This window comes from Bacillus sp. jun7 (assembly GCF_051034795.1).
GTDB lineage: Bacteria > Bacillota > Bacilli > Bacillales > Bacillaceae > Bacillus > Bacillus velezensis.
In genome coordinates this window covers 1,945,961-1,959,913 of sequence record NZ_CP093219.1, presented here as the reverse complement: position 1 = coordinate 1,959,913, position 13,953 = coordinate 1,945,961, and the positions used below count along the sequence as shown (strand labels likewise).

The 13,953-nt window shown below is 48.2% G+C and carries 13 protein-coding genes; 12 read left to right on the top strand and 1 reads right to left on the bottom strand.

The window, feature by feature from the left end; all coding sequences use genetic code 11:
* Window positions 1-145: 145 nt before the first annotated feature.
* From MJQ52_RS09385 to MJQ52_RS09360, 6 genes are all read left to right on the top strand, one after another.
* Window positions 146-1,660 carry a class I adenylate-forming enzyme family protein gene (locus MJQ52_RS09385; RefSeq protein WP_025853751.1) on the top strand — a complete coding sequence of 505 codons (1,515 nt, stop codon included), beginning with the start codon at window positions 146-148 and terminating at the stop codon, window positions 1,658-1,660.
* A 157-nt stretch (window positions 1,661-1,817) separates the two neighbouring features.
* A complete protein-coding gene (locus MJQ52_RS09380) occupies window positions 1,818-2,678 on the top strand; it encodes an SDR family oxidoreductase (RefSeq protein WP_094247229.1) in 861 nt (286 codons plus the stop codon).
* Window positions 2,679-2,690: 12 nt separating this feature from the next.
* Window positions 2,691-3,194, top strand: a complete 504-nt coding sequence (locus tag MJQ52_RS09375) for a D-lyxose/D-mannose family sugar isomerase (RefSeq protein ID WP_014304360.1) — start codon at window positions 2,691-2,693, stop codon at window positions 3,192-3,194.
* 86 nt (window positions 3,195-3,280) lie between these two features.
* Window positions 3,281-3,904, top strand: coding sequence for a GNAT family N-acetyltransferase (locus tag MJQ52_RS09370; RefSeq protein ID WP_014304361.1), 624 nt, complete (start codon window positions 3,281-3,283; stop codon window positions 3,902-3,904).
* A 6-nt stretch (window positions 3,905-3,910) separates the two neighbouring features.
* Window positions 3,911-4,333, top strand: a complete 423-nt coding sequence (locus MJQ52_RS09365) for a pyridoxamine 5'-phosphate oxidase family protein (RefSeq protein WP_003156270.1) — start codon at window positions 3,911-3,913, stop codon at window positions 4,331-4,333.
* Between the two features lie 498 nt (window positions 4,334-4,831).
* Window positions 4,832-5,641 carry a lipid II flippase Amj family protein gene (locus MJQ52_RS09360; protein ID WP_014304362.1) on the top strand — a complete coding sequence of 270 codons (810 nt, stop codon included), beginning with the start codon at window positions 4,832-4,834 and terminating at the stop codon, window positions 5,639-5,641.
* Window positions 5,642-5,678: 37 nt separating this feature from the next.
* Here the strand turns inward: MJQ52_RS09360 and MJQ52_RS09355 are convergent, their stop codons facing one another.
* Complete coding sequence (locus MJQ52_RS09355) at window positions 5,679-5,969, bottom strand: DUF3817 domain-containing protein (protein ID WP_003156265.1); 291 nt, start codon at window positions 5,967-5,969, stop codon at window positions 5,679-5,681.
* A 176-nt stretch (window positions 5,970-6,145) separates the two neighbouring features.
* Between MJQ52_RS09355 and MJQ52_RS09350 the strand changes: the two genes are divergently transcribed.
* The 6 genes from MJQ52_RS09350 to MJQ52_RS09325 all read left to right on the top strand — a co-directional run bounded on the left by MJQ52_RS09350 (window position 6,146) and on the right by MJQ52_RS09325 (window position 13,949).
* The gene (locus tag MJQ52_RS09350; protein ID WP_003156263.1) at window positions 6,146-6,580 is read left to right on the top strand and encodes an Lrp/AsnC family transcriptional regulator; all 435 of its coding nucleotides are present in this window, start codon (window positions 6,146-6,148) and stop codon (window positions 6,578-6,580) included.
* Between the two features lie 63 nt (window positions 6,581-6,643).
* On the top strand, window positions 6,644-8,830 hold the full coding sequence (locus MJQ52_RS09345; protein ID WP_106080143.1) for a DNA topoisomerase III: 2,187 nt from the start codon (window positions 6,644-6,646) through the stop codon (window positions 8,828-8,830).
* A 232-nt stretch (window positions 8,831-9,062) separates the two neighbouring features.
* Window positions 9,063-10,148 (top strand): lipoprotein YdaJ, encoded by a 1,086-nt coding sequence (locus MJQ52_RS09340; protein ID WP_172614458.1) that lies wholly within the window; start codon window positions 9,063-9,065, stop codon window positions 10,146-10,148.
* Window positions 10,129-10,977, top strand: coding sequence for a diguanylate cyclase domain-containing protein (locus MJQ52_RS09335; RefSeq protein WP_191073267.1), 849 nt, complete (start codon window positions 10,129-10,131; stop codon window positions 10,975-10,977). Before MJQ52_RS09340 ends, MJQ52_RS09335 begins: the two co-directional genes overlap by 20 nt.
* Window positions 10,967-12,694, top strand: a complete 1,728-nt coding sequence (locus MJQ52_RS09330; protein ID WP_191073268.1) for a DUF2334 domain-containing protein — start codon at window positions 10,967-10,969, stop codon at window positions 12,692-12,694. Before MJQ52_RS09335 ends, MJQ52_RS09330 begins: the two co-directional genes overlap by 11 nt.
* The gene (locus tag MJQ52_RS09325; RefSeq protein WP_061861165.1) at window positions 12,687-13,949 is read left to right on the top strand and encodes a glycosyltransferase family 2 protein; all 1,263 of its coding nucleotides are present in this window, start codon (window positions 12,687-12,689) and stop codon (window positions 13,947-13,949) included. Before MJQ52_RS09330 ends, MJQ52_RS09325 begins: the two co-directional genes overlap by 8 nt.
* Window positions 13,950-13,953 lie beyond the last annotated feature (4 nt).

Genomic DNA, 13,953 nt, shown 5'->3' with positions numbered 1-13,953 from the left:
ACATGGGACTATTGTATCATTCACGAATGGAATAGTTCTAAAACAAAATTGTTTTACAAGTTATATTTTTTGGTTTAAAATGGGTTGCGTGAGGAAGAAAATCTGACAGAGTTTTTTGTGATTTATGATTATGGGAGATGAAAATATGGAGACATTACAGCATATGATTCTGCATGACATTTCAAATAGCGAAGAGATCGAAGCTGTAAAAAGCGGTGCGCATACCCTGACCTACGCGGAATATCGAAAACGAATCAATCAGCTTGCACAAGCGCTTCTTGATAAAGGAATAAAAAAAGGCGACAGAGTGGCGATGCTTTGCAAAAACGGCCACGCGTCATCCATTGTCATGTTTGCGGCACTCGAAATCGGCGCGGTTGTTGTGCCGGTCAGCTGGCAATTAACACCTTACGAAATGAAAGGCATTTTAGCAGCCTGTGAACCGAAAGCTGTCTTTTTCGGCACTGAATTTAAAGAGATTATGGAAGAAGTGCTTCCTGCGCTGGTATCTTCTCTTAAACTGAAGGTCGAGACAGGAGCAGCTGCGGAGACAACGCCTGAGTTTGACGCTTTATTGACAGGCTCCGGTGATACACCGGATGTCGAAACGGTGTCTGAAAACGATACGGCATTGCTGATGTTTACCTCAGGTACAACCGGCAATCCGAAACGCTGCATGATCACTCACGGCGGCATATACAACTACGTAAACGCGACATTGGCTTACACGGGGAGAATGCAGCATGTCCGCTTCTTAGCATGCCATCCGAATTACCATACGAGCGCGATTATCTGCCAGATGGTCGGCACGATGAGCGGAACGACATTCATTATGACAGACAATCAGGACCCTGTGGAAAACTTGAAGCTCATCGAAAAAGAAAAAATTCAAACCATCATGGCGCTGCCAGTCTATTTCACATACCTGCTGAAAGCATGGGAAACGCACCAGACTGACATGTCTTCTATCGTTTATATGATGACAGGAGGCACAAAGGTGCCAAGCAGCCTGATCCAGCAGTATCTCGACATCGGCATCCCGCTCATGCACGGATACGGAAGCACGGAAGCGTGGGGCATCAGCTCTTGGAATCCGCAAATGGGAATGGATAAAGCCGCTTCCGCAGGTAAACCGATGGAAGAAGTGGACGTCCGCGTTGTAGATCCGGAAACAGGTGAAGTCCTTCCGCAAGGCTCAATTGGAGAAGTCGTTGTGACAAGTCCGTTTTTATTTAAAGGCTACGAAGGTAACGAAGAAGCGACACGAAAAGTGCTGAAAGACGGCTGGTTCCATACCGGCGATTCCGGCTATGTGGATGAAGACGGATTTATCTTTATCACCGGACGTTATAAAGATGTCATCATCTACGGCGGCGATAATATTTATCCTGACCAGATTGAAGAAGTCATTCAGCAAGTGCCGGGAATTCTCGAAACAGCGGTTGTCGGTATCCCTGATCCGCTTTACGGCGAAAAGCCGAAAGCGTTCATCGTGACAAACGGCAGAGAAGACCTGACAGAAGAAGAAGTGACCCGATTCCTGCAAGAACGTCTTGCTGCCTTTAAAATTCCGGACATTGAGTTCGTCAGCGAACTTCCGAAAAACAACCTTGGAAAAGTGAGAAAAGACGTGCTCCGCAAACAAGCGGTACGTTCATAATAGTGAACAAAAACCCGGCTGCCAGCCGGGTTTTTTTCTTGCGTTCCATGTGAAACATTTTTCTCCAAAACGTTTTGAACTGTCTCAATCATGTTTATCCGGAAGACAGCCGAGGTAGACAAGAAATATGACAACGAACCAGAAGGAGGAACTTGACATGGAAAACTATCCGAAGGAATTCCCGGCGGAATCACAAAACCGCCAGCCGGGCATTGAAAACGAAATGAATCCGGCGCCTGTTTACGAATACAAAGAATATAAAGGCGCTGACAAATTAAAAGGGAAAACCGCGCTCATTACAGGGGGCGACAGCGGTATCGGACGCGCCGTTGCGGTTGCTTACGCGAAGGAAGGCGCAAATGTCGCGATCGTCTATTTTGATGAACACGGTGATGCGGAAGATACAAAAAAACGAGTGGAAGAAGAAGGCGTAAAATGTCTGTTAATCCCCGGCGATGTCGGTGAGGAAGACTTTTGCAATGAATCCGTTGAAAAAACGGTTGAAGAATTCGGGCGTCTTGATATTCTCGTGAATAACGCCGCGGAACAGCATCCGAAAGAAAGCATTAAAGACATCACAAGCGAGCAGCTTCACAGAACCTTTAAGACAAACTTTTACTCACAATTTTATTTGACTAAAAAAGCAATTGATTACATGAAGCCGGGCAGCGCGATCATCAATACGACATCCATTAATCCTTACACAGGCAATCCGCAGCTGATTGACTACACGGCTACGAAAGGCGCGATTAACGGTTTTACGAGATCCATGGCGCAAGCGCTCGTCAGCGATGGTATCCGTGTCAACGCCGTGGCGCCGGGGCCGATCTGGACACCGCTTATTCCGGCGACATTCTCAGAAGAAACAGTCGCTTCCTTCGGTCAGGATACGCCGATGGGCCGGGCAGGCCAGCCTGTTGAGCATGTCGGATGCTATGTGCTCTTGGCCTCAGACGAATCCTCTTATATGACCGGACAGACGCTGCATGTCAACGGCGGCAGATTTGTGACCACATAAGGAGGCTGACCGATGACGATATCGAAACATGACGTGAATGCATACTATCAAAAAGCGGGAATCGTTCTGACTGATGATGAAGTCGAAGACATTCAAATCATGGATTACGGCTTAGGCAAGCTTGAGGAAACCGGGCTTCAGCTGTTTATTTACGTGAATACCGACCGCTACTGTTCGAAAGAATTGGTGCTCTTCCCGCGCCAGACGTGTCCGGAACACCGCCATCCGCCGGTCGGCGGCGAGAAGGGAAAACAAGAGACATTCCGCTGCCGCTGGGGGAAGGTGTATCTCTACGTGGAAGGCGAAAAGACAGAGAACCCAAGCGTCCTCCCGCCGGAAGAAGACAAGGAGTACTACACCGTCTGGCATGAGATTGTGCTTGAGCCGGGCGGACAATACACCATTCCGCCGGATACGAAGCATTGGTTTCAAGCGGGAGAAGAAGGGGCGGTCGTTACGGAAATGTCATCGACAAGCACGGATGATCACGATGTTTTCACCGATCCGCGCATTTAAGGATGAGGCTGCACGCCTCATCTTTTTTGTATGGAAAAAAATAAATTTACCTGTATAATGGCTAATAAAGGAAAGAAGGTGCGGTCGTGTTTTCCTGTCAAATCCGGGAACATCTGACGATCAGATTGCTTGCCAAAGAAGATACGGACGAATTGTATTCTGTTATGAAGCGAAATCAAAACCATCTCAGCGAATGGCTCAGCTGGGCGGAAGAACTGGCTGACATCGATACGTACCGCGATGTGATCATCCCCGAATGGCGCTATAAATACGCGGAAGAGAATGGGTTTGACGCCGGAATTTTTGTGAAAGGCCGGTTTTGCGGCATGATCAGCATCCATAATGTCGATACAGTCAATCAAAAAGCAGAGATCGGCTACTGGCTGGATCGAGAGCATGAAGGATTCGGCATTATCACCGCAAGCTGCCGGGCGGTCATCACCCATGCATTTCAGGACCTCGGGCTGAACCGCATCATGATCAGCGCGGCTGAAAAAAACACGAAAAGCAGGGCGGTGGCGGAACGGCTCGGATTTCAGAAAGAAGGACTGACGAGAGAAGGCATTTTCGTACAGGGCGCCTATCATGACACGGTGAACTACAGCATGCTGAAGCGGGAATGGAGCGAAGATCGGCAGAAGAGCACATTTCTTGGTTTAAATGTCTCCCCAATGTGGAAAAGTAACAGCGGAGACGTTAAAAAGGAGTGATTCTTCATGAATCAAAATGAAATCAAAGAAAAAGTGCTTGAAGTACTGGATCATCATAAAGTCGGTTCGCTTGCGACGGTAGAACAAGGCAAACCGCATTCACGCTACATGACATTTTTCCATGACGGCTTAACGATTTACACGCCGACGAGCAAAGACACTCATAAAGCGGAAGAAATTGAAAACAATCCGAATGTTCATATTCTGTTAGGGTATGACTGTGAAGGATTCGGTGACGCTTATGTGGAAGTGGCCGGAACCGCCAAACTGAACAACTCAGCAGATTTAAAAGAAAAGCTGTGGGATCCGAAACTGGAACGCTGGTTTGACGGAAAAGACGATCCGAACCTGGTGATTCTCGAAATTGAACCGAAGCAGATCAAGCTCATGAACGCGGGTGAAAAAACGCCGGCCGAGCTGGAACTTTAATAAATCATTTGATTATTCAGGGGCAATCTGTTATACTTAACTGCTAAGTGACAACATGCAAATAAAAAAGAAAGTAAACTTCTTTTTTCTGTTTTGATATAGAAGCTTCAGGCTTCAACGGACAGCTTGAAAAAAAGCTGAGCTTATTCTTTTCCTTCTGATATTCGCCCCTAACGAAGAGATGGAAAAAAGACTTTTTGTTTTACAATTCACACCGGCGCGGCTTCGGAGCCGCAGTGACGATTGAGAGGTAGGGCTTTCGTTGTCTTGTGTTCAAGAACTTCCATGGTGTTTACTTTCGAAGAATGATTCTGTCGGAACTGTTAATACGAATCACCCGCGGGCTAAGGCGGGCAACCATATATTATTTATTTGCGTAAGAAAAGAATAAGACAAAACCGCGCCGGACATCCGGGCGGTTTTTTTATGTAAACGGCCGAAACCTCGCCGCAGTCTGCAGAGTCTAATCAGTATGAAAAGATTTGGAGGAATCATACATTGCACGTTATTACTTCACAAGTACTGTTTATCTTCTGTTTTCTGCTGCTGATACATTCGATTGAAACGCTTGCCTATGCAACACGGCTTTCCGGCGCGAGAGTCGGATTTATCGCGTCCGCGCTGTCATTATTTAATGTCATGGTTATCGTGTCGCGCATGTCAAACATGGTTCAGCAGCCGTTTACCGGACATCTGATTGATGCCGCCGGATCAAACGCTCTGTCTGTTGTGGGCGCCCAGTTTCGATTTTTAATATTCGGCTCCACGGTCGGAACGATGCTCGGCATCTGTCTTTTGCCGACATTCGTCGCGTTATTCTCCAGGGCGATTATACACTTGGCGGACGGAGGAGGCTCCGTCATGCAGGTATTTAAAAAAGGATTTTCACTGAACGGGCTGAAGCATGCGCGTTCTTATATCAGACTGCCGTCAGTCTCCTATTTAAAGGGGCTTCAATTCCGAATGATCCCGAAACGCTTGTTTGTCATTAATATGGTCATTACGTCTATTTACACGATCGGTGTTCTGTCCGCTCTGTACGCCGGCCTTCTGGCGCCTGAGCACAGCACGACCGCCGTGATGGCATCAGGCTTAATCAACGGCGTTGCGACTATGCTGCTGGCCGTGTTTGTTGACCCGAAAGTCTCCGTACTGGCAGACGATGTGGCGAAGGGCAAGCGCAGCTACGTCTCCTTAAAATGGACCTCATTGACGATGGTCACATCAAGGGTCGCGGGCACGCTTCTCGCCCAGCTCGTATTCATCCCCGGCGCTTATTATATCGCCTGGGTGACGAAATGGATGTAACGCATGAAAAAAGCTCCTCTGCAGAAGAGGAGCTTTATTATTGATAATTTCTCAGGCCGCGATCATAAATAAAATTACCGAACGGAATAAAGGCCGCGATAAAACCGGCGGCTGACCATTTCACATGCCATTTGACAGTAAACGCCGCATACGCCAGCACCGCCAGATAAATGATAAACAAACCGCCGTGAATGGAACCGGCAATGGTGACGGCGAGCGGATGATGAGCCCAATACTTCAGCGGCATCGCGATAAACAGCAGCACCAAAAGCGACATTCCTTCAATAAACCCCATCGTGCGAAGTCTGCCGATCGGCGTGTGTAACATACAGCTCCCTCCTGTCGGACATCTTTTTTCCTCTATACTATAAGCAAAGGGCAGTCCTAATATGACCATTTCGCGTCTGTTCCTGAAAAAACCTTCATGATTTCAGCCTGTTGTTCTTGTCATTTTTCGGATTTCTCTTGATAATATAGCCAAAAGGGTAAGGAAGGACTACAGTCATGAAACTAGATAATGTGGATCTGAGCATCATTAAAGAGCTGCAGCGGGACAGCCGCCTGTCCATGCGGGAGCTGGGCAGAAAAATCAAATTGTCAGCCCCGTCCGTCACAGAGCGTGTCAGACAGCTTGAATCCTTCGGCGTTATTAAGCGCTATACATTGGACATTGATCAAAAAAAGATCGGGCTCCCCGTCTCCTGCATTGTCGAAGCGACGGTGAAAAACGGAAAATACGATCAATTCAAAACCTACATTCAATCCATTCCTAACATTGAATTTTGTTTTCGGGTCGCCGGGGCGGCGTGTTATATGCTGAAGATTAACGCGGACAGTCTGGAAACCATCGAACACTTCATCAACCGCACCTCTCCGTATGCCCAAACCGTGACCCACGTCATTTTCTCAGAAATTGACACAAAAAACGTCCTCGATTAGAGAGAGCGTGAGGAAGTCTGTTATAATAACAGGATGAGTGTGAAAGAAAGAGAAGTGAAAAGCATGTCAAAAACAGTTGTATTAGCTGAAAAACCTTCAGTCGGCCGGGACTTGGCCCGCGTTCTGAAATGTCATAAAAAAGGAAACGGATATCTTGAAGGCGACCGCTACATCGTCACATGGGCGCTCGGGCATCTGGTAACGCTCGCTGACCCTGAAGGATACGGCAAAGAATTTCAATCATGGCGGCTTGAGGATCTGCCGATTATTCCGGAGCCTTTAAAGCTCGTCGTCATTAAAAAAACAGGAAAACAGTTCAATGCGGTCAAAGCTCAGCTTGCCCGAAAAGACGTCAGCCAGATCGTAATCGCTACAGACGCAGGACGGGAAGGGGAACTTGTGGCCCGCTGGATTATCGAAAAGGCAAACGTCCGCAAACCGATTAAGCGGCTGTGGATTTCCTCTGTGACGGATAAGGCGATTAAAGAAGGATTTCAAAAGCTCCGCAGCGGCAAAGAGTACGAAAACCTGTATCATTCCGCCGTTGCCAGAGCGGAAGCGGATTGGATCGTCGGCATCAACGCGACCCGCGCCCTGACCACGAAATTTAACGCGCAGCTGTCATGCGGACGCGTCCAGACTCCGACACTGGCGATGATCGCCAAACGCGAAGCGGATATTCAGGCGTTCAAACCCGTTCCTTATTACGGTCTCCGCGCGGCGTCTGATCAGATGACGCTGACATGGCAGGATAAAAAAACAAAACAGACAAGAACGTTCGATCAGACGGTGACCGGCCGTTTGGCAAAAGACCTGCAAGGAAAGCCGGCAGTCATTTCAGAATTGAAAAAAACGGCGAAGAAAAGCTTCGCTCCCGGTCTTTACGACTTGACGGAATTGCAGCGGGACGCTCATAAGCGCTTCGGTTTCTCCGCAAAAGAGACGCTGTCCGTGCTTCAAAAGCTGTATGAACAGCATAAGCTTGTCACTTACCCGCGGACGGATTCCAGATTCCTTTCCGCAGACATCGTGCCGACTTTAAAAGACCGTTTAAACGGCATGGAAGTTAAGCCGTACGCCCAGTACGTCAATCAAATACTGAAGCGGGGCGTCAAAGCGCATAAAGGATTCGTCAATGATGCGAAAGTATCGGATCACCATGCCATCATTCCGACAGAGGAGCCGCTGATCCTTTCAAGCCTCAGCGACAAAGAACGAAAGCTTTACGATCTGATTGCCAAACGTTTTCTCGCCGTGTTAATGCCGGCGTTCGAATACGAAGAAACAAAGGTCACAGCCGATATCGGCGGCGAAACATTTACCGCAAAAGGGAAAACGGTTCAATCGCCTGGCTGGAAAGCCGTGTATGATATGTACGAGGATGACGACGATCATGAGGAAGACAAAGACCAGACGCTCCCGGATCTTCAGCAGGGTCAGCGCCTCACTGTCTCATCATTGAAAGAAACGAGCGGACAGACGAAACCGCCGGCGCGCTTTAATGAAGGCACGCTGTTATCCGCGATGGAGAACCCAAGCGCCTTTATGCAGGGAGAAGAGAAGAACCTTGTGAAAACATTGGGTGAAACCGGCGGACTCGGAACAGTCGCCACCCGCGCTGATATCATTGAAAAACTGTTCAACAGTTTCTTGATCGAGAAAAAAGAAAAAGATATTTTCATTACGTCAAAAGGGAAGCAGCTCTTACAGCTCGTCCCGGAAGATTTAAAATCGCCGGCCTTAACCGCTGAGTGGGAGCAAAAGCTCTCCGCCATCGCAGCGGGCAAACTGAAATCCGCCGTGTTCATTAAAGACATGAAAACATATGCGGGCAAAACGGTGAAGGAAATCAAAAACAGCAGCCAGACTTTCAGACATGACAACATTTCAGGCACCGCCTGCCCTGATTGCGGCAAAATGATGCTTAAAGTCAACGGCAAACGCGGCACGATGCTCGTATGTCAGGATCGTGAGTGCGGCAGCCGGAAAACGCTGGCAAGAAAAACAAACGCCCGCTGTCCGAACTGTCATAAGAAAATGGAGCTTCGCGGCCAGGGCGAAGGCCAAACCTTCGCATGTGTATGCGGCCACCGGGAGAAACTGTCCGTCTTTGAAAAGCGGAAGGCGAAAGATAAATCCGGACGCGCATCCAAGCGGGACATCAACTCTTATATGAAAAGCCAAAACAAAGAGGAGCCGATGAACAACGCGCTGGCAGAACAGCTGAAAAAACTCGGCCTGGATAAATAGATCAGAGAAAGGCAGCATTTGTAAAGAAATGCTGCCTTTTGTTGTGTTTTTTACTGTAATGGGAATACGATCCATGTGAAGAGGGAAAAGGTGAGAGGCGGCGCTTCCATTTAAAATTTTCCAATGTGAAAAAATGCTAGTATTCTTTTATCGTTTCCTTTATAGTAAAAATACTTTGTGAAAAAATAAGATATGGGTCTAAAAAAGGAATTGTAAAATAGGAGGATGGACTGTGAAGCAATTCGTTTTTCGTCTGATGATCCTTTTGATTTCGATCGTTCTGACGGCGGGGTGCGCGGAGGCCGGCACTGAAAAACAGGCGGCAGCCGAACCGTCCGGACCGCTTCAGCCCGCAGAGCATTTTATTTATCATAAATTGATGAACGGGCGGGGGATGATCCGGACGAACATATCCGGTGAGCCGGAATATTTATCTGAGTCTCTCGGACTATGGATGGCATTTTTGCTGAACAGGAAAGATGAACGGCAGTTTCAATCGCAATATCAGCTTCTCACCGATTCGTTTCTGACGAAAAACGGGCTCGTGTCGTGGAAGATTGACGGGAATAAAGCGAGCGGCACCAATGCCTTAATTGACGATTTCAGAATCATGAACTGTCTGAATGAGGCCGGAACCCTGTGGGGAAACAGTGAATACGGGAAAACAGCGGTGCAGATCGGGAAGGCGCTGGAAAAATACAATACGAATGACGGGTATTTTACGGATTATTATGATGCCGCTTCAAATGCCGCATCAAAGACCGTGACGTTGTCCTATGTTGACCCCGGCGCCTTACAGATGCTCAGAGAAAAGGGGATTATCGATGAGAAAACGGAAAACCGGAACCTTGATGTTCTCAATCTTGCGCCCCTGAAAAATGGTTTTCTGCCGAAATCATTCAATACCGAAACAAAGGAATACAAATATGACAGCGAAGTGAATGTCATCGACCAGCTGTACGCCGCCGTGAATCTGAAGCGGGGCGATGACAAGGCCGCCGCGCTGTCAAAATGGATCATAGAAGAATGGAAGTCGCGCGGACAGCTGTACGGACGATACAGCGCAGACACGAAGGAGCCGGCGGTTCAATACGAATCACCGTCCGTTTACGCCCTGGCCGTTCTTTTTTTAGCAGAACAAAAAGCTGATCCGGCTGTCATCAAGCCGCTTTATGAAAGAATGACTTCATTTGAAACACTGGACACGCTGAAACCTGATTACGGCGGCTATATGAGCGGGAGCGATACACATTCTTTCGATAACCTGCTGCCGCTTCTGGCTGAAAGGAAATTGTTTAATGAAAATATCATTCAATGAATCACAAAAACTGTGCAGCTACACAGCAGTTATGCTGGTGCTGCTGTCTTTTTTTATTTACTATGCGTCTCAGCAATCCGCAGGGCTTCTGATAACCTGCATCACATTGCTTGTTGCGGGAGCCGGCATATGGTTCGGGGCAATCTACGCGCTCGTCATCACCTTACTCGTCTTATTTGTTCTCGGCAGCCTGCTCCTGTGGTTTCAGACCGGGAGTTTTATGGCGTCTGCCGGTGCCGAAAGTCTGCAGGTGCTGGTCATTTGGGGGATTGCGCTGCTGCTCTTTTCTTACATAGCGGGAAGGATTCACGAGTTGGCGAAGGGGCTTGAGCGCTCAGTGAAACAGCTGCGTGAAGAGATTACGAGCTTTGTCGCCGTCGACAGGGTGACAGGCTTTGACAACCATCTGCGGATGAAGCTGGAGCTTTCTGAGGAAATCAAGCGGGCGGAACGCTACGGCAATTCCTTCGTCTTTTTGCTGCTGCACATGCATTATTTCAAGGAATTCAAATCCCTGTACGGAGAAAAAGAGACCGAGCGGCTGCTGGCGTTTATCAGCCGCCAAATCCGGTCAAGCGTTCGGGAAACAGACAAAAAATTCAGGCCGTCCGCCGAACGGTTCGGCATCGTGCTGACCCATACGCCTGAAGAAAACATGCCGGCCGTTCTGGCGAAGCTGAAAAAGGAATTGGATACGTACCGGCTGCAAAACGGTAAATACGTCTCCATCACCTTCCGTGTATGTTACTTGGCGTACCGAAAAGATTTACAAACGGCCGAGCAATTTTTAAACGAACTGGAAAACGAGATGATGATGAATGAACTCTAAATGGATACGTCTCTTACTCTCGGCGCTCTTCATGATTTCGGCGGTTTATGTTCCCCGTCCGGCGGAAGCAAAAGACAAAAAGGACGGCATTCTCATTATTTATACAAGCACGGACGGCAAAGAAACCGCTGAGGTCAAAATGCTTGATCTGACCGCGGGCCATTTCTCATCCGCCGTGACCGTGAAAAGCGACGGAGACATCACAGCCGCGGACCTCAAAAAGAATCGGCGCGTCATCTATTACGGCGTCACGAAAAAAAAGCTCAGCACATCATTTGTGTCACTGATCAGCAGCATGCCGCAGCAGCTTATCAGCATCGGCTATAACGCCGGACAGTTCCGCCAATTTGCGGGGTTGTCCCTGACAGAAAAAGAAACGGTATACCGCATTTACGGCAAAAAAGAAAAAACAGACATGCCGCTTGAAAAAGGGATGTCCGTGCTCGGCGTATCGGGAGTAAAAGGAAAGTCCCTTTATACATACCGGTCCGGTGACGGCAGCACCCGCCCTTTTATGTGGAAAACGGCGCGCTCTGACTATTATTTCGGTGTGACGAGCCTGTTAAATGATTCGTTTCTGACGGCGAAAGCGCTGCGCAGCGCATTCGGAGAATCACAGGGCGGCACCCTCCTTTACTTGCGGCTTGAAGACATCAGTCCGATGTCAGATGAAACATTGCTTTACGAAGCGGGCGCTTACCTGCATAAAAGACACATTCCGTTTATTCTGGCGGTCATTCCGGTCTATCTCAATCCGGAAAACGGAGAAAAAGTATACCTGGCGGACAAGCCGAAAATGGTAAGTGTCCTGAAAAAACTTCAGCAAATGGGCGGAAGCATCATTATTCACGGCTACACGCACGCTTACCGATACAGCGAAACGGGAGAAGGCTTTGAATTTTGGGATGCCAAAGCGGATCAGCCGATTACGTCAGAAAATGCGGATGATACTCCGGTCAAGCTTGAAAAGGAACAGGATTTTCCGAATGAAAAAGCGTACCGGGCGTATGTGAAGCCTTTTCGTGAAAAAGAAAACATCTACACGAGAACGAAGCTGGAGCAGGCGATTGACGATCTGACAGAGCTCGGCCTTTACCCGCTGTCATTCGAAGCGCCGCACTACACGATGTCTGAAGAAGGCTACAAAATCGCATCTTCTTATTTCTCCAGCATTTTCGGACAAGTGCAGCTCAGCGGCACGACGTGGAAAACCTCGGGCGCCCCTCCGTTCGTCTCAAAGCCTGCTATGCTGGACGGGATGACGCTGTACCCTGAAACAATCGGTTATGCCGATAACTCAAAGGAAAATCCGCTCGGAGATATGGAGAATCATATTTCGCAGATGATTGATTTCGGCGGCGGAACGGCGGGCGGTTTCTACCATCCGTATCTCGGCATGAAATACCTCCCCGAGCTCGTCAATCAGATGGAGCGGATTCCCGGCGGCGAGTGGCTCGATCTGAAGAAAACGAAGCAAACGGTAACGTCGGACAGCGTCAGGATCAAAACGGACGGAGACGGAACCATTCATGTGGAAAACAAGATTCATCCGGTAACGGCCTTTTTCAATCATCATCAGCAGACGCCTCTGGAAAAAGCGCTTTGGATTCTCTCCGGCGTGGTGTTATTGTTTATCATCATGTTCGCCTGCTACGTCCTTTATTTGCGCGCCACATTAAAAAAACGAATCTTTAAGGAGAGAAGAAGCCTTGAGTAACATTCTGTTTTTTATCTCATTAAGTTTAATATGGGTGATGCTTCTCTATCACATGTTTCTGATGCAGGGCGGATTCAGGCATTATATGACCTTCGAACGGAACATTCCGAAATGGCGCGCAAAGATGGGGGAGCTCCCGAAGGTCAGCGTGCTCATTCCCGCGCATAACGAGGAGGTCGTCATCAGGCAGACGCTGAAGGCGATGGTGAATCTGTATTATCCGAAAGACAGGCTTGAGATCATTGTCGTTAATGATAATTCCTCCGACCGGACGGGAGATATCGTCAATGAATTTTCCCGTCAGTATGACTTCATTAAAATGGTTATCACAAAGCCCCCTAACGCCGGAAAAGGAAAATCTTCGGCGCTGAACTCAGGGTTCGCGGAATCGAACGGAGACGTGATCTGCGTGTATGATGCGGACAATACGCCGGAAAAAATGGCGGTGTACTACCTGGTTCTCGGTCTGATGAATGATGAGAAAGCGGGAGCGGTTGTCGGGAAATTCCGTGTTATCAATGCGGCCAAAACGATCCTGACGAAGTTTATCAATATTGAAACCATCTGTTTTCAGTGGATGGCGCAGGGCGGCAGATGGAAATGGTTCAAAATCGCCACCATCCCGGGAACGAACTTCGCGATCAGGCGGAGCATTATCGAACAGCTCGGCGGCTGGGATGATAAGGCGCTGGCGGAGGATACCGAGCTGACCATCCGCGTGTATAATCTTGGCTATCATATCCGCTTTTTCCCGGCGGCTGTGACATGGGAGCAGGAGCCTGAGACATGGAAGGTCTGGTGGCGTCAGCGGACAAGATGGGCGCGCGGCAACCAGTACGTCGTTCTTAAGTTTTTATCCCAATTTTTCAAGCTGAAACGCAAGCGGATCATCTTCGATCTGTTTTATTTCTTTTTTACGTATTTTTTGTTTTTCTTCGGTGTGATCATGTCAAACACGATTTTTATCATCAATCTTTTTTACGACCTGCATCTGGCAGTCGGGTTTTTGGCGATGATTTTGTGGATACTGGCCTTTTTCCTGTTTATGACTGAGGTCATGATTACTTTGAGCATTGAAAAAACAGAAATGAACAAACAAAACTTCTTTATCGTATTTCTGATGTACTTTACATACTCCCAGGCTTGGATCGTGCTCGTCATCTGGTCATTATTCACAGAGATCAAGCACCGCTTGTTCAAGCAGGAAGTCAGGTGGTACAAAACGGAGCGATACAATCAAAATAAAAGCGGGTGACCTT

What these genes read in the sequence shown, in the direction of transcription:
- MJQ52_RS09385 (WP_025853751.1), top strand. Translation starts at nt 146, where the DNA reads ATGGAGACATTACAGCATATGATTCTGCATGACATTTCAAATAGCGAA.
- MJQ52_RS09380 (WP_094247229.1), top strand. Translation starts at nt 1,818, where the DNA reads ATGGAAAACTATCCGAAGGAATTCCCGGCGGAATCACAAAACCGCCAG.
- MJQ52_RS09375 (WP_014304360.1), top strand. Translation starts at nt 2,691, where the DNA reads ATGACGATATCGAAACATGACGTGAATGCATACTATCAAAAAGCGGGA.
- MJQ52_RS09365 (WP_003156270.1), top strand. Translation starts at nt 3,911, where the DNA reads ATGAATCAAAATGAAATCAAAGAAAAAGTGCTTGAAGTACTGGATCAT.
- MJQ52_RS09355 (WP_003156265.1), bottom strand. Translation starts at nt 5,969, where the DNA reads ATGTTACACACGCCGATCGGCAGACTTCGCACGATGGGGTTTATTGAA.
- MJQ52_RS09350 (WP_003156263.1), top strand. Translation starts at nt 6,146, where the DNA reads ATGAAACTAGATAATGTGGATCTGAGCATCATTAAAGAGCTGCAGCGG.
- MJQ52_RS09345 (WP_106080143.1), top strand. Translation starts at nt 6,644, where the DNA reads ATGTCAAAAACAGTTGTATTAGCTGAAAAACCTTCAGTCGGCCGGGAC.
- MJQ52_RS09335 (WP_191073267.1), top strand. Translation starts at nt 10,129, where the DNA reads ATGAAAATATCATTCAATGAATCACAAAAACTGTGCAGCTACACAGCA.
- MJQ52_RS09330 (WP_191073268.1), top strand. Translation starts at nt 10,967, where the DNA reads ATGAACTCTAAATGGATACGTCTCTTACTCTCGGCGCTCTTCATGATT.